At 65.0% G+C, this 16,725-nt stretch carries 19 protein-coding genes; 5 read left to right on the top strand and 14 right to left on the bottom strand.

What is annotated here, in order from left to right; translation table 11 throughout:
• Window positions 1-36: 36 nt before the first annotated feature.
• Both GBA65_RS07450 and GBA65_RS07445 read left to right on the top strand, forming a co-directional pair.
• Window positions 37-723, top strand: coding sequence for a DsbA family protein (locus GBA65_RS07450; protein ID WP_166396035.1), 687 nt, complete (start codon window positions 37-39; stop codon window positions 721-723).
• A 2-nt stretch (window positions 724-725) separates the two neighbouring features.
• Entirely contained in the window at window positions 726-1,169 is a 444-nt protein-coding gene (locus tag GBA65_RS07445) for a vitamin K epoxide reductase family protein (RefSeq protein ID WP_166396034.1), read from the top strand.
• A 415-nt stretch (window positions 1,170-1,584) separates the two neighbouring features.
• Here GBA65_RS07445 and GBA65_RS07440 read toward each other — a convergent pair whose 3' ends face one another.
• The gene (locus GBA65_RS07440) at window positions 1,585-1,725 is read right to left on the bottom strand and encodes a hypothetical protein (RefSeq protein ID WP_166396033.1); all 141 of its coding nucleotides are present in this window, start codon (window positions 1,723-1,725) and stop codon (window positions 1,585-1,587) included.
• Window positions 1,726-2,148: 423 nt separating this feature from the next.
• Between GBA65_RS07440 and GBA65_RS07435 the strand changes: the two genes are divergently transcribed.
• Window positions 2,149-2,622, top strand: coding sequence for a GNAT family N-acetyltransferase (locus GBA65_RS07435; protein WP_166396032.1), 474 nt, complete (start codon window positions 2,149-2,151; stop codon window positions 2,620-2,622).
• 217 nt (window positions 2,623-2,839) lie between these two features.
• On the opposite strand, the gene GBA65_RS07430 is transcribed toward GBA65_RS07435, so the two are convergent.
• Window positions 2,840-3,508, bottom strand: a complete 669-nt coding sequence (locus GBA65_RS07430; RefSeq protein ID WP_207956218.1) for an alpha/beta hydrolase — start codon at window positions 3,506-3,508, stop codon at window positions 2,840-2,842.
• 1,615 nt (window positions 3,509-5,123) lie between these two features.
• On the opposite strand from GBA65_RS07430, the gene GBA65_RS07425 reads away from it, so the two are divergent.
• Window positions 5,124-5,474 carry a hypothetical protein gene (locus tag GBA65_RS07425; RefSeq protein ID WP_166396030.1) on the top strand — a complete coding sequence of 117 codons (351 nt, stop codon included), beginning with the start codon at window positions 5,124-5,126 and terminating at the stop codon, window positions 5,472-5,474.
• A gap of 98 nt (window positions 5,475-5,572) precedes the next feature.
• Here the strand turns inward: GBA65_RS07425 and GBA65_RS07420 are convergent, their stop codons facing one another.
• From GBA65_RS07420 to GBA65_RS07380, 9 genes are all read right to left on the bottom strand, one after another.
• Entirely contained in the window at window positions 5,573-6,451 is an 879-nt protein-coding gene (locus tag GBA65_RS07420) for an ArdC-like ssDNA-binding domain-containing protein (protein ID WP_166396029.1), read from the bottom strand.
• Between the two features lie 43 nt (window positions 6,452-6,494).
• On the bottom strand, window positions 6,495-7,046 hold the full coding sequence (locus GBA65_RS07415; protein WP_166396028.1) for a hypothetical protein: 552 nt from the start codon (window positions 7,044-7,046) through the stop codon (window positions 6,495-6,497).
• Window positions 7,046-7,474, bottom strand: coding sequence for a hypothetical protein (locus tag GBA65_RS07410; protein ID WP_166396027.1), 429 nt, complete (start codon window positions 7,472-7,474; stop codon window positions 7,046-7,048). The genes GBA65_RS07415 and GBA65_RS07410 overlap by 1 nt, the downstream gene beginning before the upstream one ends.
• Window positions 7,475-7,637: 163 nt before the next feature.
• The gene (locus GBA65_RS24115) at window positions 7,638-7,847 is read right to left on the bottom strand and encodes a hypothetical protein (RefSeq protein WP_228281736.1); all 210 of its coding nucleotides are present in this window, start codon (window positions 7,845-7,847) and stop codon (window positions 7,638-7,640) included.
• A gap of 858 nt (window positions 7,848-8,705) precedes the next feature.
• Window positions 8,706-9,362: a hypothetical protein gene (locus GBA65_RS07400; protein ID WP_166396025.1), complete on the bottom strand. Its 657-nt coding sequence runs from the start codon at window positions 9,360-9,362 to the stop codon at window positions 8,706-8,708.
• 122 nt (window positions 9,363-9,484) lie between these two features.
• Window positions 9,485-9,922: a single-stranded DNA-binding protein gene (locus GBA65_RS07395; protein ID WP_166396024.1), complete on the bottom strand. Its 438-nt coding sequence runs from the start codon at window positions 9,920-9,922 to the stop codon at window positions 9,485-9,487.
• A 288-nt stretch (window positions 9,923-10,210) separates the two neighbouring features.
• Complete coding sequence (locus tag GBA65_RS07390) at window positions 10,211-11,704, bottom strand: hypothetical protein (protein WP_166396023.1); 1,494 nt, start codon at window positions 11,702-11,704, stop codon at window positions 10,211-10,213.
• A gap of 371 nt (window positions 11,705-12,075) precedes the next feature.
• Complete coding sequence (locus GBA65_RS07385; protein WP_166396022.1) at window positions 12,076-12,315, bottom strand: DUF4926 domain-containing protein; 240 nt, start codon at window positions 12,313-12,315, stop codon at window positions 12,076-12,078.
• 7 nt (window positions 12,316-12,322) lie between these two features.
• A complete protein-coding gene (locus GBA65_RS07380) occupies window positions 12,323-12,667 on the bottom strand; it encodes a DUF6883 domain-containing protein (protein WP_166396021.1) in 345 nt (114 codons plus the stop codon).
• A 1,054-nt stretch (window positions 12,668-13,721) separates the two neighbouring features.
• Between GBA65_RS07380 and GBA65_RS07375 the strand changes: the two genes are divergently transcribed.
• Window positions 13,722-14,459, top strand: coding sequence for a DUF6338 family protein (locus GBA65_RS07375; RefSeq protein ID WP_166396020.1), 738 nt, complete (start codon window positions 13,722-13,724; stop codon window positions 14,457-14,459).
• 216 nt (window positions 14,460-14,675) lie between these two features.
• Here the strand turns inward: GBA65_RS07375 and GBA65_RS07370 are convergent, their stop codons facing one another.
• The 3 genes from GBA65_RS07370 to GBA65_RS07360 form a co-directional block, all read right to left on the bottom strand.
• Complete coding sequence (locus GBA65_RS07370) at window positions 14,676-15,086, bottom strand: hypothetical protein (protein ID WP_207956217.1); 411 nt, start codon at window positions 15,084-15,086, stop codon at window positions 14,676-14,678.
• 65 nt (window positions 15,087-15,151) lie between these two features.
• Window positions 15,152-16,153, bottom strand: a complete 1,002-nt coding sequence (locus GBA65_RS07365) for a caspase family protein (RefSeq protein ID WP_166396018.1) — start codon at window positions 16,151-16,153, stop codon at window positions 15,152-15,154.
• On the bottom strand, window positions 16,150-16,566 hold the full coding sequence (locus GBA65_RS07360) for a TIR domain-containing protein (RefSeq protein WP_207956216.1): 417 nt from the start codon (window positions 16,564-16,566) through the stop codon (window positions 16,150-16,152). The genes GBA65_RS07365 and GBA65_RS07360 overlap by 4 nt, the downstream gene beginning before the upstream one ends.
• Window positions 16,567-16,725 lie beyond the last annotated feature (159 nt).

Genomic DNA, 16,725 nt, shown 5'->3' with positions numbered 1-16,725 from the left:
GCTTTTGCCGCCAGTACACCCGAAAGAGGTGCATCAATGACGAGGACAAACGCGGCGGGATCGCGGCGCGTGATGATCGCCCTTACCGTGGCGGCCGCCGTTCTCGTGACGGCGCTCCTGGTCGCGCTTAGCCAGTTGGAAGGCGGCGCGGGTACCGGCAGCTCAGAAGAGCTGTACTCGGGGATACCCCAGAACGGGATGACGCTCGGCGAGGCCGACGCGCCGGTGATGGTGTCGATCTACGAGGATTTTCAGTGCCCATACTGCGGCCAGCTTAGCCGGGAGGTCCTCCCGAAGGTGGTGCAGGAATACGTCAGGACTAGCGAGGTCAAGCTGGAATCACGGCCAATGGCCTTCCTCGGCGAAGACTCGCTCGAAGCCGCAAGGGCCGCTCTTGCCGCAAGCGAGCAAGACCTCTACTGGCAGTATCACTCGCTGCTTTTCGAGAACCAGGGCGCACAGAACTCTGGCTACGTTACCGGCAAGTTCCTCGACGAGCTCGCTCAACAGATCAGCGGTCTCAATACGATCGCGTGGAAAAACGGGCTCGACAGCGACGCCGCAGGATCGGAGTTGGAGAAGGTTAGGTCAGAGGCCGAGGCCTCAGGGGTGAACTCGACGCCTACCCTTGTCGTCAGCGGTCCTGGTGGAGAAAAGAAGCTGGTGGGAGCGAAGACCTTCGAGGAGATCTCGGCAGCGATCGACACAGCGGGAGGTTCATAGAGTTGGCCTCTCTTGCAGAGAGTGCAACGGAGAGAGGGAAGCTCCGGACGGCACTCGCCGGGCTGGCGGTTGCGGGCATCTCGATAAGCGCCTACCTCGCCTGGGTGCACTTCGCCGGCATAGATCCCCTCTGCGTCGCCGGGAGCGACGGTTGTGACACGGTGCAATCCAGCCAATATGCATCCGTGCTCTCCGTCCCGGTATCGGTACTGGGGCTCGCGGGGTACACGGGCCTCCTGTTCGCATCGGTCCTGAAGGGTGAGGCGGGCGCTTACCTCGTTCTGCTGCTCGCCTTGTCGGGCACGCTGTTCAGCACCTACCTCACCTACCTAGAGATCTTCGTGATCGAAGCCATCTGCCAGTGGTGCGTGGCGAGCGCGGCGGTCATTACCGCCGCGCTGGTCTGCGCCACCCTCCGTGTTGTGGGCCTACCGACTCATCGGTAGGCCCACTATCCGCACCACTCCCACCAAAAGCTACCCCGAGGAGCAGCTTCTCGTGTGGCATACAGGCCACGGCTTCCCTCGAAATCGGTCCAACCTGATGTAAGTGGAAGGACAGCTTTGCTGTAGGGCGCCCTTGAGATTGACGAAGGGAAATTGCGCTCGTTTCGGAGGGTCGTGTTCCTCGAGACCCTCCCGGGTGTCTACGTGGCCCTCTGAAGCCCGAAGGTCACGACGAAGGAGACTTATACATATGCCGCTCCTCCCAGGGGGTCGGGGTCGCGGCTAGAGTTCCTCTCGGCTTGTACTAAGGAAGGGTGGGAGAGCCCTCGGTGTTCTGACGGGTGATATCCGTAAGAAATGGCAGCTCGGGTTCTGTAGCCGGGATCGCGCTGCCCTCTTGGTTCTCCTTCGGCCGCTACTGGAGCACGAGGGTGCGGCGCTCCGCGTTCAGCACAATGTTGCTTACCGGTATCAGAACGGTCTTCAGCCCGAGGAGTCCCATCTTTACGTTTATGTACTCCGGCTCGTCGAAGTCATTGACGAAAAGCTCGGCCACGCTGCCAATCTTGCGCCCTCGAGGATCACAAACCGTGTACCCCACACACCTCCCCGGTCCGTTGGCTATGCCCTCTTGCTGCCCAAGGGGTTGGGCGCCGAAGGGCCTGCGGTTCGCTGTGGTGTCGGTCATCCGAGATCCTTTCGCTATTGCTCCTACCGCTCATTATGGTCTTACCGCAGATCGGTTAACGGTTTGCAAGGTTACGGCGGCTCACGGTTACAAGAGTGTTAAGGTGTCGCGGTAGATCCAAGATCGGTGGTGCTCACCCCCTTGCGGTACCGATCTTCACCTCAGTGAGAGAAACCTTGCTGTGATGCGTGGGACGCATGGGCCGACCAGCGGTGACGGCGCTGGTAAGCTACTAGGTTAGGCGTCGGAAGCGCCCATCAACCTCGCAAACGGACACCACTGGAGGACCCCTTGATCCGACCGGCGACACCCGAGGATTCGGCGGCGGTGGTCGATCTGGTCGTCGCGGCCGAGATGTTCTCCGCCGACGACGCCTGGTTCGTGGAGGGCATGATGGCGGACTACTTCGACGCCAACGAGGACGACGGCCACGTCTGCTTGATCGACGACGAGGGCGGTCCGCTCGGGGTCGCGTACTACCGACCTAAGCTCGCCGCCGATCGGGTCTGGGATCTCACGATGATCGCCGTGCGGCCCACCCGACAGGGGCAGGGGCGCGGGGCGGCGATGCTCCGGCGCGTCGAGGAGGACTTGCGGGCGCGCGGCCAGCGGTTGTTGCTGATCGAGACCTCCGCGTCGCCGCAATACGACCGCACGCGCGCGTTCTACGTCAAGTGCGGCTACGAGGAGGAGGCGCGCGTCCGCGACTACTGGGCGGCGGGCGACGACCTGGTCGTATTCCGCAAGGCCTTGAACGCGTACTAGGCCACGGTCGCCACGAGACCGCGGCTAAAGGTCTGCGGGAGGCGGTTGGGTTCGCCGGGCGGAGGGACCGCTGCAGCGCCTCCGCGTAAGGAAATGAGACGGAGGTACCGCTAGCGACGCATAAGCACGCGACGGTCCGGCTGCTGGTCCACATCCCCGCAGCTTGTTGAAAACCAGCTCCCGCTGGGTAACCCGGGTGCCGCGGCGTGCGGTCCCTTTAGACTCGCTCCTCAACAAACCAGTCGACGGCCATCTCGGCGATCTCGTTGGGCACCGTGTGGTCGCCGTCGAACTCCACGTAGCGTCCCGCGTAGCCTTTACGCTCCAGCCGTGGCACGAGCCGGCGGCTCGTCTTGTCGATGTCGAGCAGATCGTCGCGCGTGCCATGCGCGACGAAGATCGACGGGTTCCCTCTGTAGGATGCGGGCCGCATCAGACCCGGTGCGAACGCCGCGACGTGCGTGAACAGGTCCCCATTGGTCAAGCCGAGCGAGAGGGCGTAAGAGGCACCGTCCGAGAAGCCGAAGACCGCCAACCTATCGGCGTCTACGGCCAGGCGGGCAAACTCCTGCTCGAGCACCCGGTCGATGAACCTTACGTCCGGACCGTAGTGGCCGGGGAAGAATATGTCCCAGTCCCTCCAGTCACGCGAGTCGGGCGCGATCAGGAGGATACGGGCCTCGTCGGCGGGGCCGAGAAACGGGGCGATGCCCCGTCGGGCGTCGCTCATCGAGCCGTGCAGCACCAGGGCCAGCAGTGCCTCTTCGCCGGGCCGGTAGCCCTTAGGGACGTAGAGGAGGCCGTCGCGCTCGGAGCCGAGGCCTGGTAGGTAAAGCCCGGCGGGCACCGTAACGTCCGGACGTGTCGGTCTCGGCCTGGCCAGCAAGCGACCCCGATCCGCTCGCCCCTTGGTTTTTCCGCCGCTTCGACGACCTCTCGACCTTTTGCGAGGCGTCCGCCTCCCTCCCATTGGAGGCGAAGAAACCTGCGGAAGCGGCCCCTACCGCTCCCCCCGCGAGCCTCAAGAAACGCCGTCTGCTGATCTCCCTCTTGCCCGTCACCTTTTGCCCTCACCCACGTTCCGACCTACCGGTTCGGGATGCCCCGAATACCACGAGCCAGTGCCACCGTACCCACGGCAGCCGATCCATCCTCCCCGGGATATCGCTCTCGACGGTCCTCGTCTTCCCCACCTCAAGCCTCCTCATGCCCGTGTTCCGGCGAGACGCAGGAATGGCCCCGATGGAGCACGGTGAGTCCCTAACGCGTCCCAATGAGGACCGGTTATCCCACGGTGCGGTTAGCGTCCCGCCCTCGCACGGAAAGCTTCGGTTAAGAGACGGTAGAGAAACCGCAAGGAACTCGGCGCCCCGCCTCGCTCGCGCGGCCGACAAGACCGGGCTTCGATCCGCCTACGGCGCGAACTCGTACGAACAGTCGCGAGCGATGACGGAGCACCCACAGTGAGAACGAGACGACCGGCCCCGTCGAGAAGGAGTGAGGGTGCAAGCTAACGAAGAGTACGCCCGGCAACCGGGCATGCTCAAGGCCGACTAGAGGTGCATATCTCGAAGTTGAAACGTACGACCCGCGGGACAGGCCGTATTCGAGAGCCGCGGCTAGCCGTGACTCGCTAAATAATCGCCAACCAAGTTCGTGCCGTAGAAAACGAGCCTGAGGATAGGGAGCCGCCTTATGGCTGTCGACCTCGCCGGTCACGACGGCGCGCGGACGACTTGATCGCAAGTCCTGCCCCCAGCGCCGCCACGACAACCACCCCTATTGGCGTGCTCCCCGTAACGGCTGCCAAGCTGGCGCCAAAAAGGCCGCCGACAGCCGCGCGTGTGGTCGTATTACGTCCATTCATGCTGACGCCTCCTCTGAAGAACACTTCGGTCTCTACCGGTCTCGGCGCCCTCGGGAGTGCCCGGCGACGCCTTCGGACCAAGTCCAAACCGTAATTCGCCCTTGGACGCACATCAAGCAAATCCGGGTTTCCTTTACAAACGCTTAACTAGACGCTCCAGGTTGTTATAAGCTGCCTCCGACCCAAGTCCGGAGGCTAGCGAGCTGGACAAGAGGATAGAGACCCCTGGAACGAAGAAGGACAAGCCGGAAAAGAGGGGAGGCGTTGCGGGACCGGAAGCCTTAGGGAGGGCCTGTCCTGCGCGCATCGTGCGCGAAATTTACGCCATGCCTCATGCGCGCAAGTAGCGCGGCAAGACTTCGAGAAAGCGCGTGAAGCGCTCGAAGGAAAAGCACGGAGAGCTGCTGCCGGCGGATCTCGATGTTAGTCCTCGATAGCGCCGCCCCGCCACACTCGTCCATCTGCTCCGATCTGCCCCTCGAGGGTCTCGGGAAAACGGGTATTCGTAGGTGTACCTTGCCCATCGCCCGACGAGATCGCGCGAGGACGGTACTAGGGGGGACGTGGCACGTCGTAGAAGCTGTGCTGCGAAGACGTTGGCGTCGTGCGACAATCTTCCTGAGGAGGGTGAGCAGTGCTCAGGCTGTACGCGCGCATCGTGGGGCTAATTCTCGTATTACTCGGTTTAGCAGGGCTGGTGGGCGTCGTAGGGGTTTCCGTTGCGACGAGCTTCTATCACGCTGCCGTCGGTACCTTCTTCGCCTACCTTGGCTTCTGGCAGAGGGATGCCCTGGTTATACGCAGCGTGGTGAGCGGCATGGGCGTAATGCTGTTACTGGTCAAGGGGGTCACGATATCGATGCCGTTGTTCTGGGGTGGAGCGCCTTTTCTCGGACCCATGGAGGTGACTTGTCTCGTGGTGGGGGTTCTCAGCATACTAGCCGCGAAGTACCTAAGCGACGACGCGCCCACGGCCGGTGCCTGAGAGACCGCACGCTCGCCACAGCAAGCTCGGGACGAGCGTACTCCACACACTCGCCCCGCTTGTGTCGGCTGCACCGCCCGTATCGACATTTCTAATACTTACGAGATGCCCCATTCCACCGCCTCGATAACCGTTCTTACGGTCCTTTGGACGTTCGAGAGAGCGGCCCTGACAACCTCCTTCCTCTCTGCCCAACGCGCCACGTAGGTGAACGAGTACTCGGAGGCATCGATGCCGAAGTACGAGAGCACCGCGTAGGCCGTCCCCTCGGCCTCGGCCTCCAGGGCGGGGCGGTCCGCCTCGGTGGCCTCCGCATCCCGGTGAAGTAGGTGGTGGGCCAACTCGTGGGCGAGCGTCTTCGCCCTACCGTCGGCCGGAAGGGTGCTCCTGAGGAGGATGCGCCTCTCGCGCAGCAGGTACACGCCCCTGGCGCCCGGTGAGAGCCTGTCGAGCTCGGCGTCGTCCTCGGTGACGGGAACGCCCTCCGATTCCGAGAAGGCTAGCAGCGACCGGCCCAGCGCCCGCGCCGCCTCGGAGTCGCCGCTGAGCGGCTTCGGACGCGGCTTCTCCGGCATCGGCCCGGCCCCGGGGACCGAATCGGTCTGGGAGACGTCGAAGACCTTGACGACCTTGAAGGAGGTAAGCACGCGTCGCTTATCGCCGCCCTCCTCGTCCTCCACGGTGCGGAAGATCGGCGCGAGGATCTTGAGCCCCTCCTCGCCGCGCCTCACCTGACGTCCGAGCTCTTGCCACCTCCTGTACCCCGCCACCCGGGTGGCGTTCGGCCTCTGGATCAGGATGAGCAAACAATTGCTCGCGGAGTACCGGTAGAACCTGGCGGAGAAGGCGAGGTAGCGCTTGAACTCGTCCCCGTCCAGTACCTTCTCCACACCGGCGTCGAGAAGCTCCACGGCCTCGCGCACCTTGCGGTCTCTCCTCTCGCTGCCCTCCATGGCTTCGGTCCCGTAGTCCTTCACGACGTGCCTCCTTCCTCTCGGTGGTTCCGTCTCTCGAGTTGCGTTAGCGCGTGTCCCCGGGGCGTCGTCTCTGCGCAGGCTCTTCCGGCGGCCACGGTCCGCGGCGGCCCTTCGGCCTGGGATACAGGTAGGAGAGGACCTTGCCGGTCCCGCAGCAGTCGGGACAGGGAGCGGTCCTCACCTCCGCCGGGCCGCCGACGTGGACCACGCCGTCGAAGCAGCGTACGCACCCCCTCTCCGCGTAGGTCAGCCGTCCTTCTCCCTCGGCGGCTCTCTGGCGCTCCCCTCCGTCGGGCAGGACTCCGGAAGGAGCTTCGTGGGCGGTCTCGCCGTCCCCCACGTGGAAGGAGAGCTGCTCGTAGGAGGCCGAGGGCGCCAGCTTCTCGATCGCGACGCCGTGGTCGGGCGACGCGTGCTCGCCCGAGATTTGGTAGCCGCCGGGAAGTATCGCGGCGCGGGTTTCCAGACCCGCCAGGTACAGCGAGAGCGTTGCCTCGTTTTCCCGCATCCTGTTCTTGAGCCAGCCGAGCCTCGCGCGGTGGTAGTGGAGCTGCCTGGCCGCCAGGACCGCCTGCCTCTCCGTCGGCGGACGCATCAGGCGGCCCCTTCTGCTTCATAAGAGCCCCGCTTCCCGGCGATCACTTCCCGGCACGACTCCCGCAGTCTCGCCAGCTCAGCGGCGGAGACTTGCCTCCAGCGTCTCCTAGCCAGGTGATGAAAGTACCGACGGCCGTAGCGAGCGAGGGTCGTCCTCCCTCCCCACGATCCCCACTCGCGCCAGTCGGCCGCGTGCGCCTCCCGGTGCTCCCCGCGCGGAAGCTCGACGCGGGAGGACTCGATCCTCCTGGCCAGTTCCTCGCGGGTGAGGGAGTCGGCGTCGTCGACGCCGTAGCGCATCGCGCGCTCCACGAACTCGAGCGCCAGCCCGATGCCCTCGCCGTCGAGCTCGGGGTGTGCGGTCATCCTGTCGTAGGCCGTGAGCAGGTGACGAGGCACCCGGTGGTGAACCTCCTTCGCGTGCAACGGTCTCCCCTCCTTCCTCCGCTCGGGCCGCTTTTTCGGCTCCTTCACTCGTGGGAGGAGACGAAAAGGCCCGCTTCGAAGGCGCGGAGGAGTAGCGGAACGAGGTCCCGCGATACCCGTGACGCAGGAAAAAGAGGGAGGTTTGGTCTGCTTTGGGGACGGCCTAGCCCGCGCTCCGCGCCAACGCCCGGGCCTTCCCGATGGTGAGGGAGAGGTAGGCGTCGCCGTGGCGGCCCTTCTCCAGGTACTTCTCCGAGATGCCCTGCGCGGGGTCGGTCATCACCGCCCAGGCGTCGGCCTCCGAGAACCCGGCCGCGAACATGGCGAGACAAGCGGCGAAGTCCGCCTCCGAGCGGCTCGGGTAGGTCCTCATGGCACCTCGGTTGCCGCGCGAAATCAGGGCTCGCGTCCGGCCGGAGAGTCGCGAGAGGTCGGGCGACGGGTGTGAGCCGACGGGACGCCTGCTCCTCGAAGTAGGGGCTCCGGTGCTTCCGCTTCGGGAAGCGCCAGCTCCAGCTCGCGCGGATGGTAGTGGTCGTCCGTGAGCTCCAGTAATCTCACCGGAGGGGCGGGTTGTACTTGCGGTTCCTGGTATCGGGGGTCTGAGGAGCTGCCCGAGGTCCCATCCCGAAGGGTCGGCGCCGATGGCTCGAGAAATCCGTCGGTTGAGGGCTTCCGCCTCGCGCGGCGGAAGCGGGCGGCTCAAGCGCCAGAAGAGGTGCCGGCGGCCGGGTGAACTCTCGACTACCGCCGTGGGCTCCGGGGCTCCGACCGACGGGACGGAACCGTCGGCGTCGGCCCACAGCGCGAGGACCGGGGCGGCGTTCTCCTTGGTCCTCCTGCGGGCGATCAGGAGGTGGGCGCAGAAGTAGGCCTCGCGGCCCTCGGCCGAGCGCTCTAAGCACCAAGCTTCTGCCGCCCCGGCCTTCCCAGGGTACTCGAAGTAGGCCGAGCGGGGATCGGAGAGCTTCCCACTGGAGTGTTGCTCCCTTACACCACAGAGTAGCCCCACGTAGCCTCCCGGGTTGTCGGTCCCGTAAAGCATTCTCCAAAGCTTCCTCACAGGTCCTCCTCCCTCGTTGCGCTCTAGAGAGGCGCAGCCTAGACATCGCTCCCCCACCCCGGGCTCCTTCTCGTGGGCGTCGTCCGGTGATACGGCCGCTTCTTCGGAACGGATGGTACGGCGACGTCGTAGCTGACGACGCCAGGCCGGTTCCCTCCGAGCCTCCTCTCATGCGGATGCGTTGGGGTCCTTCGTAGCGCCCGGCCTTGTCGCGTTGTCGTGAAAGCCCTCGTCGAGGAAGCGTCCGCCCTGTCCCGATGGAAGGAAGGGCCGGGCGTGGTAGGCGACGAGGGCGCGCTCCAGCGACGGCACCTCGCACGTGGTCGACGGTCCGCGGTACCCCGGAGACGGACGATTCGCGACGCGCCAGTACCACGTGCAGTCGCCGGCCTGGGGAAGACCTTCCACCGCCGAGTGCTCCGCACGTACCGGGTGGTGGACCACACAAGAGAGGACGAGCATCCTGGAAGGATTGTCCTCCTGCCTGCGCCCTCCCACGGTCAGCTCGAGCGTGACCTCGTCGGCCCGCCTCGCCCCCAACCGCAGCGCCACAGCCTCAAGGCCGAGGCGCCGGGCCCGACGCCCGGAGAGCCTCCTCCTCAACTGCCGGGCCCTCCGCTCCTCGTCGCAGAGCATCAAGTGGTTGCCGAGGTCCAGCAGGGACGCGGCGATACGTAGCCGGACCCTCTCTCGTACGCGCCTCGAGAGCCCGGAAGTTTGCCCGTGAGGGCGCTCTCGTCGCCTGAACAAAAGGCACATAGCCGCTAGCGCGCTGGCGATCGAGAACAGAACCAACGACAGAAAGACCACAACGGTCTCGCCCAAAACCTCCTCCTTAAGGTACGCTCCGCACTCCCACGGCGCCTGCTCCCTTCGCCAGGAGAGACGGGGCGGCGCCGAAGCTCCGCCCCGATCGGGCCGTTCCGTCAACTTGCGCGACGCTTCGCCTAAAAGGCCGGTCGCTTGGTCTGCCGATCGTCGTCATTCCCGCCCCGGTCGCGTCCGTGCCGGGAAGCGGACCCGGCGGAGGTGCCGCCGTCCCTGGCCTTACCTTCGGAAGAACTGTTACCAGTGCCGAGGAATTGGACGTTGTCGGCGACGACGTCCACCTTGCTCCTCCTGGAACCGTCCTTGGCCTTCCAGGAGCGGTACTGGAGGCGGCCCTCGACGAGGATGGGGTCGCCCTTCCTCTTGTGATTAACTACCGCCTCGCCGAGCTCGCGCCAAACGCTGACGTCGAAGAAGTCGACGGCGTCCTTGTCCTTGGACCTCACGCGGTTGACCGCCAAGCCGAAGCCGCACACCGGCACCCCTTGGCCGGTGAACCGGATCTCCGGATCCCTGGTGATGTTCCCAGCCAGGATCACCCTGTTGAGACTCGCCATGATCGGCAACTCCTTCCCGCGCCCGACCGACCCGCCGCCGAACGCACCGTTTGATCTGGCCCCTTGCGCGGGACCTCCTTCACCCCCTGGTGGAGGTCCCGCGAGGCCTCGCCGCCCGCTCGTCTCCGGCTGCACGAGGACGCTGCTTGAACTACCATGCTTGCCAGCAGACAAAAAGGGGGCTCGGTGCGCCTATGTTGGCCGACCGTGGAGGCTGGGGGACCACCGGTGATGGTCCCCGTTGCTCGTTACTCAGTAATGAGAGCCTCGATCTCCTCCAAGGCGCTCTCATCGGCGAGAACGTCGAGCAGGGCCTCGCGGCCGGTCTCCTCTGGAAGACGTCGTCGAGGTCTCGGTCGAGCAGGATCTCCTCGCCCTCCTCGCCTTCCGGCTCCACGCCGTCGGTTTCGACCCAGGGCTGACGATCCCGAACCTTTCGTCGCGGATCAGGCCGTTGAGGCTCCGCCGGAAGCTCGTCTCGTCGAGCCCTTCGGTCGCGGCGAGAAACACTTCGCTGGTCCTGCGGCTCCGGAGGCGCCGCACCTTGCCGGCTTCGGCCAGCTCGCTCAGAGCCGCCCTCAGGGACGCCTCGGGGTTCACCGCCGTCGGGCCGGCGAGCCTGGCGCGGCGGGAGAGGAACTCCTCCTCGCGGACGGCGCCTCCCTCGCGCCTCAGGAGGTGCAGCAGCCGGTGGGCCGGGGTCGGGAGCCCTTGGAGGTAGACCGCGCGGGCGGTGTCGTAGGACGCCCGGCCGCTCCTGCGCGCCCGCTCCGTGCGACGACCGAGCTCCGAGTCCTCGGTCCAGTGGGGCTCGTGGGCCTCGCGCCTCCCCGCGTCGATCTCGCGCGCGGGCCTCACGGCAAGCTCCTCGCCGCGGCGCCGACGGGCGGCGCATTCGGAGCGCATGCGCTTGCGGTTCGCCTCGATCCTCCGGCGTTCGGCCTTCGTACCGGCCACGGCGAGCGACCCGGCGCGAGAGGCGCGGAAGAGTTCGGCGGCGACCTCAAGCTCCCGATCGGGGGAGCCTTTGCCGGCTCTCGCCGTCAGGCCCCACCCCTCCTCCTCGGAGTAGTGGGAGCCCGCATCGCCGGCGTCTGTCAGGACGCCGAAGGCCCTCCGGAAATTCGTTCGATGTGTGGGGGAAGCCGGGAGCCGTTCGGCCGCCTTCTTCCTGTCGCCCGCGGTGGAGCCGGCCATCGCCAGGACTACGCCGTCCCCCTCCGCGAAGAGATGCGCGACGCCCCTCTCAGAGAGCCCCGCCACCCAGGCGAGCAGCTCAGGCGCGAGGTCGTCGACGAGCCTGGCGGTCGGCACGGCCCAACCAGCAGCCTTCAAGGCCTCGACCAGGCCCTCGTCGCGCTCGTCCTCCGGAAAGGGGTCGGAGCCGAGCGGGTCGTCTTTCGACTCGGCCTCCCGAACACGGGACTTCCCGCCAAAGAGCGCGTGTGCGGCCGCGGACCTCGCCGAGAAATGGGCGGTGAGGGCCCCGCCTGCGCTCTCGTCGCCGACGGCGAAGGAGAGCAGGCCGCCGTCCTCGACGGCGACGCCGGCCGAGAGCCGGCAGTTGCGGGCGATCGGGACCCAAAGGGCGTGTCCGGACTCGAGCGCGACGTCCGAGATCGCCGCACAGCGCTCGGCGGCGGGCAAGCTCCCGATGAGCCCCTCCAGCTCCTCCAGGTACTCGGTGGCGCCAGAGAGGGCCTCCTCGCCCGGGGCGTCCACCTTCAGCGGTTCGAGCCCCTCGATCAGGGCGCGCACGGACGTTGCGGTATACTCCGTCATGGTTGTTCTCCTTTCGTGGGAGACGAAGGTCGGGAGGGTCCAGCTCCCGGCCTTCAGCCTTTTTCTCGAGACGACCCTTTGGCGGGGTCCTCCTTCTCCTGGTTGGAGGAGGTCCCCGGCTGCGCTAGCCGGAGAGCTCCTCATTCCGCTTGCCTAGCGCATAGATCTCTCCTTTCCGTTGTCATCCGCTAGCCGGTGTAATGGAGCTGGCGCGGCCGGAACAAGAAGGACGGGCCGCGGAGATCTCCGCGGCCCGTCCTTCTCTCTATCCGCTGTTAAAACACCTTTGCTCCGCAGCCAGTGCTTCGCGCGAATCTGAGTCGTGCTTTAGCAGGGCTTCGGCTTCCGGCCTGATCGTCCTCCTTGGGGCCCTAGATGGCCCGGGCATGGTTGACCTCTCGGGGGCCGACGGGCCGGACGGCGTCGGCGAAGACCGTGGCGACCGCCACCGTCTCCCCTGCCGGGGACATGAACTCCAGCGTGTATCCGGCGCGATCCTCGTCGTCGACCCGCGCCGCATGCACCGAAACCACCGTACCGACATCGCCGGCCTTCAGGCCCTTTTCAGGCACGTCCCGAGTCAGGACCGCCCTCTCGTGCTCCGCGATCACGGCGTCCTCACCTCCTTCTCGATCCCGGGTAGGCGGTGACCAGCCGCGGCCCTCGACCTCCCGGTCTCTCTTCCCACACCGAGCGCACCGACGGCCGGCGGCCATCCGGCGCCCTCAAGGGACCTTCCACCGCGTATTGTACGCCGAACGGCGTCTCCTCCCGCTCTACGATCTCGCCTGCGGCGTGTTCGAGCAAGGCGTCCGCCAGTCGCCGCCACTCCTCGGACCGGAAACCGAAGCCCGAAAAGTACACCGCCTTGCCGTGCCCATCCGGGTGCCCGAACGCGAGCAGGTACCCGGTCACCTTCTGCTCCTCCACGTACGCCAGCTCCGCGTCCGGCAATCGATCCATGCACCCCTTCCTCCTTTCTCAAATTTCCATCGTATGTAGGTAGAGGAGGCCCGGCGACGTTCGCAAGGTCCTCCTCTACCGCGTCTACCATCTCGCTCTACCTTGTAGAACCTCGAAGGCCTGCACGCAAAGGCGAAGCTCCAACTCAGTCGTACGGCGTGTGTAGGAGAAGGCGACGCTATCCAGCGGCTTCACGATCCAGTCAGAATCTCTATCCATCGGGAAGTAGATCTCGTTCTCTGGGTCCTTTACGGCAAAAGACCCCGAAACCAGCGTCTTGGGACGTTTTTGTGGCGAAAACCCCGAAGGAAAACCGGCAGCAAATGCGATTACAGGGAGCCTACACCCTCGCGAAGACCGCGTAAAGAGCAGACTAGCGGACTGTGTACCGTGGCTTCATCGGCGTGATGACGCGGAATTTGTCGGAGTCGAAAGGTAGGGAAACGGGGGTTTATCGGGCCCTCGGGAGGCATTTGAGCCCCTCCGACATGGCCTAACTGGATGACGACGGGCGTAGCCCTCTTATCAGGCGCCGTACGGGCCGCAGGGACGCGCGGCTCGCCCCGAGCGTTTGGCGAGCGCCGTGCTCAGAGGTACCGCTCGCCAAACGCTCGCCCAGCGTGCGCCGAAAATATCCCCGTCAAACCCGCGCATCCGGCGAGCACCACGCAATAGCTTAATCCGGGTATGCGGCGAGCAGAACCCTACATCAACGGTGTTCTGCGCCAACATAATTCCCTGCTCTCCTGGCCGCCGTTTGCGACCGCCCACTTATTCTCCTGAAACCCGTCCCCAGATGCACCTGTCGCTACGATGTTTCCAGCACGGGTTTCGTTACAGGGAAAGTGCCCTTCTAAAACCTCCTCCTGGTCGTCGGCGCAGGGGTTCCGGAAACGGCCGTTTTCGTTACCGGGCTTCGGGGGCGAAATTCGTGTTTGCGTCGGGGTACTCCCGCCGGGGCGTGCTGCCGCTGCCGACGAGCCTGGGGGAGTTTCTGCTACTCGCCTCCTTGGGCGAGGTACCCGTCGGCCCCGAGACACGATAGGATGCCGAAGTGGATGCCGGAATCTTAACTCCAGAGGCGTTAGCTCTATTCCTCTACTTTGTGGTGCCCGGCATCGTTCTGGTCAAGGTTTACGATCTGCTGGTACCCTCCGCTCGGCGCGAAGCGAGCGCCGCATTTCTGGACGCCCTGTCATACAGCTTCATGCTCCTTGCGGTGGGATTCTGGCCGTACTTGCTGTTGGTACTTGCGGGCGGTGGGCTGGGCGATTGGCTGTACTATGGCCTGCTATTCGTGCTTACGGTCGCACAGGCGTTTGTCGTCCCCGTCCTCCTGGCGGTGTTCTACGTACGCTCGCGCACCAAGGGCTTCCTCAAGGACAAGGTCCCGGATCCCACGCCCACGTCCTGGGACTGGTTCTTCTCCGGCAAGGGGCCGCAGGCCAGCATCGACCCTACGACCAACAAGCCCGTCTGCTACATGCGCTTCACGCTCAAGGAGGGCGACTCGTTCGGAGGTTACTTCGGCCAGTACTCGTTCGCCTCCTCCTTCCCCAACCCCGCTCAGGTGTACGTGGAGGAGGCTTGGAAGCTCCGGGAGGACGGAAGCTTCGGCGAGCTCGTGGATGCGAGCGTCGGCGCGGTCGTTAACCTCGACGAGTGCGAGTTGGTAGAATTCGTTGCGATAGACGTCTCCTCCAACGACTCTGCGAGCGATAGCGCCGAGAACGGAGAACGCAGGGGTGGAGGCGTGGATCAAAATTATGAAGGCCAGGGTGATCATGGGTAGAAGAAGATCCGGCAGCGGTGGCATGGAGCGACATGGGGGGTACGGCGGGGGCAATAACAAGCCGGGCCGCAAGCCTCCGAAAGGCTCCGGCGCAACTAATAACGCGGGCAAAGGTTCCGGTAGCTCGGGCGGCTCCGGAGGGTCGAGCAATTCCGGGAAGTAGTCTTCCCATACGGGAGCTTGAATTCTTAGGGCTGTTCGCTCAACGGCCGCGTATTAGGACCTGCTGGAGCCCTCGGGCCAAAGTATCTTTACCTTCTTACTCCGGTCGGTTGCATGGGAAACGACGTCGCCTGTCCCTCCGAGTCCACCAGCGGGTTGACCGTCCCAAACGGCGAGGAGAAGATCGCACTGGTCTGCGACCGCACGTCCCGCGGCCATGAACGCTTCTTCGCTGGGTTCGGAGAAGGGGAGTTCGATGACCTCGTGCGCGGCGGAGAGTAGGCGCTCGAACTCCTGTCGTGCGGCTTCGTCGTCGAAGGTGCCGGCGTAGCCTCGGCAGGGGATGACGGCGTAAAGGCGTCCTCCACTAGCCAGGAGGACGTTAGCGAAAATCTGGTCGGCTCCGACCGCGAGGCTGCATAGACCGACGAGCTCGTCCTCGACCTTCGCGATCTCCGTAGCCATGGCCGCCGCAACCCGGCGCCGCGTCAATTCACTGAGCGTCTGGTGACCCGTACACCCAATAGCCGTCACAGAACTCCTCTTTCTGCACGTTTCCAGAAGTATCGACCAAGCGAAGTAAGATAAACGTCTCCGCCCTTCATCGCCACCCAATAGTGGTCCCGCCGGTCGTCGGTGGTCACAAGGTTGGCGTTACGAAGCCGTCCGAAATAATCGAACTGCTGCTGCTCCGGGGTCCCGCTCTGCCCGGGCGGGAACGGCCTTCCTTCGCCTTCGTGCGCCGGCGTAAGCGGAACACGGGCGTCGGCGCTCGGAAAGTGATCCGGTAGTTGCCGAAGCAGAGCTGGCTCGATCCACGGCGGCCCGACGCGCAGGACGGGCGGTTCCGTGATGTGGGCCTTGAGGAGGGGCCGCTGCTGCCACGCATCGAAGGCCGGGGACACGTAGGCGTACAGGCCCAAGCTCGTCACGTTGCCAAGATGATCGGTGGCCCCGCCCTCGAGTCCATCTAGCACCATGCGAGTGAACGCGCCGTGCCCGGCAACCTCGGCGGAAGTCTCGGTCGGTCGGCTCGCGGCCAAGACGGTAACGTTCTCGCGGAGCAAGGCCTTGTTCAAGCGGAATGGGTCCGAAACCGCAGAGGACTGGAGGCCAGGCGTGTTACCCAAGTCGCCAGCGAAGCAGCAATCCAGCACTAGGGTTACGCTCCTGGCCGGGGAGTCGTTGGCCAGGGTCATGAGGTCGTTCATAGAAACGCCGAGGCTGTTGGACGTGGCATCCTGAGTGACCAGGTCAGCGCCCCACAACGTTTGCCCGCCGTGCCCTGCGAAGTAGAACAGCAGGTCAGTGTCTTTGGCATTGTTGAACAGGCGCGTGAGGGCGTCGCGCAGCGCGTCGCGGCTTACGTCCTCGGCCCCGGCTTCGCCGATCATCAGATCCGTGGCGAAGTTCGGGCTCCCGTCGGCATGGGTCCTCAGCACCTCGACGAGCGCAGTGGCGTCGGCGACGCAGCCGGACAGCGACCCGACAGTCGGGTAGTGGTCGATCCCGACGAGAAGGGCGCGCTTCAAACGTTCTTGCCTTCGTTCATCATCTGGCGAACTTTCGCCGCGACCTTAGCCCAGTCCCAAGCCACGGTGCGGGTGCGCGGGAGTCCGGTCGGGAGTGTGCTCAAGGTGTTGGCGCCGTCGACATAGACGCCGAAGACCGGGACGTTCTGACTCTTCGCCATGGCGATCTCCTTGACCACACCGGTGGCGGTGCCCATCGACCTGCCGACGAGCACGATGAGCATGTTGGTCCGATTAATCTTCTTTTTTATCTCAGCCTCCCATTGCGCTTGGGGCAAGGACGTCTTCGAGGACCAGTCGAAGGCGGTGAAGGGCGTGGGCGACTTGGAGTTGCATTGCCCGGCAAACAGATCCTTTGACTGCTTGTTGTGGTCGAAGTCGAAACTGAGGAACGCGCGTGGATCTGCCATCATGCTCCTTCTTGACGTAAGTGGGGTTGGTTCGGAAGCTGCTCCCCCCGATCTGGCAGCTTCCGAAGAAGCGTTTCTCGAATATTACTCACGTTACTAGGTACTACTACCCCAAGTTTCGGAAGATTGGGTACCACCACCGCTCCGGGATCATGCCCCCCG

The sequence above is a fragment of the Rubrobacter marinus genome, from assembly GCF_011492965.1.
In the GTDB taxonomy this organism is placed as follows: Bacteria; Actinomycetota; Rubrobacteria; order Rubrobacterales; family Rubrobacteraceae; genus Rubrobacter_F; species Rubrobacter_F marinus.
This window is presented reverse-complemented; position numbering and strand designations above follow the sequence as displayed.

Excerpts from the sequence above, each read along its gene's own strand:
- GBA65_RS07450 (WP_166396035.1), top strand. The coding sequence starts at position 37 with ATGACGAGGACAAACGCGGCGGGATCGCGGCGCGTGATGATCGCCCTT.
- GBA65_RS07415 (WP_166396028.1), bottom strand. The coding sequence starts at position 7,046 with ATGCGTCCGCCGACGGAGAGGCAGGCGGTCCTGGCGGCCAGGCAGCTC.
- GBA65_RS24115 (WP_228281736.1), bottom strand. The coding sequence starts at position 7,847 with ATGAGGACCTACCCGAGCCGCTCGGAGGCGGACTTCGCCGCTTGTCTC.
- GBA65_RS07395 (WP_166396024.1), bottom strand. The coding sequence starts at position 9,922 with ATGGCGAGTCTCAACAGGGTGATCCTGGCTGGGAACATCACCAGGGAT.
- GBA65_RS07390 (WP_166396023.1), bottom strand. The coding sequence starts at position 11,704 with ATGACGGAGTATACCGCAACGTCCGTGCGCGCCCTGATCGAGGGGCTC.
- GBA65_RS07380 (WP_166396021.1), bottom strand. The coding sequence starts at position 12,667 with ATGGATCGATTGCCGGACGCGGAGCTGGCGTACGTGGAGGAGCAGAAG.
- GBA65_RS07370 (WP_207956217.1), bottom strand. The coding sequence starts at position 15,086 with ATGGCTACGGAGATCGCGAAGGTCGAGGACGAGCTCGTCGGTCTATGC.
- GBA65_RS07360 (WP_207956216.1), bottom strand. The coding sequence starts at position 16,566 with ATGATGGCAGATCCACGCGCGTTCCTCAGTTTCGACTTCGACCACAAC.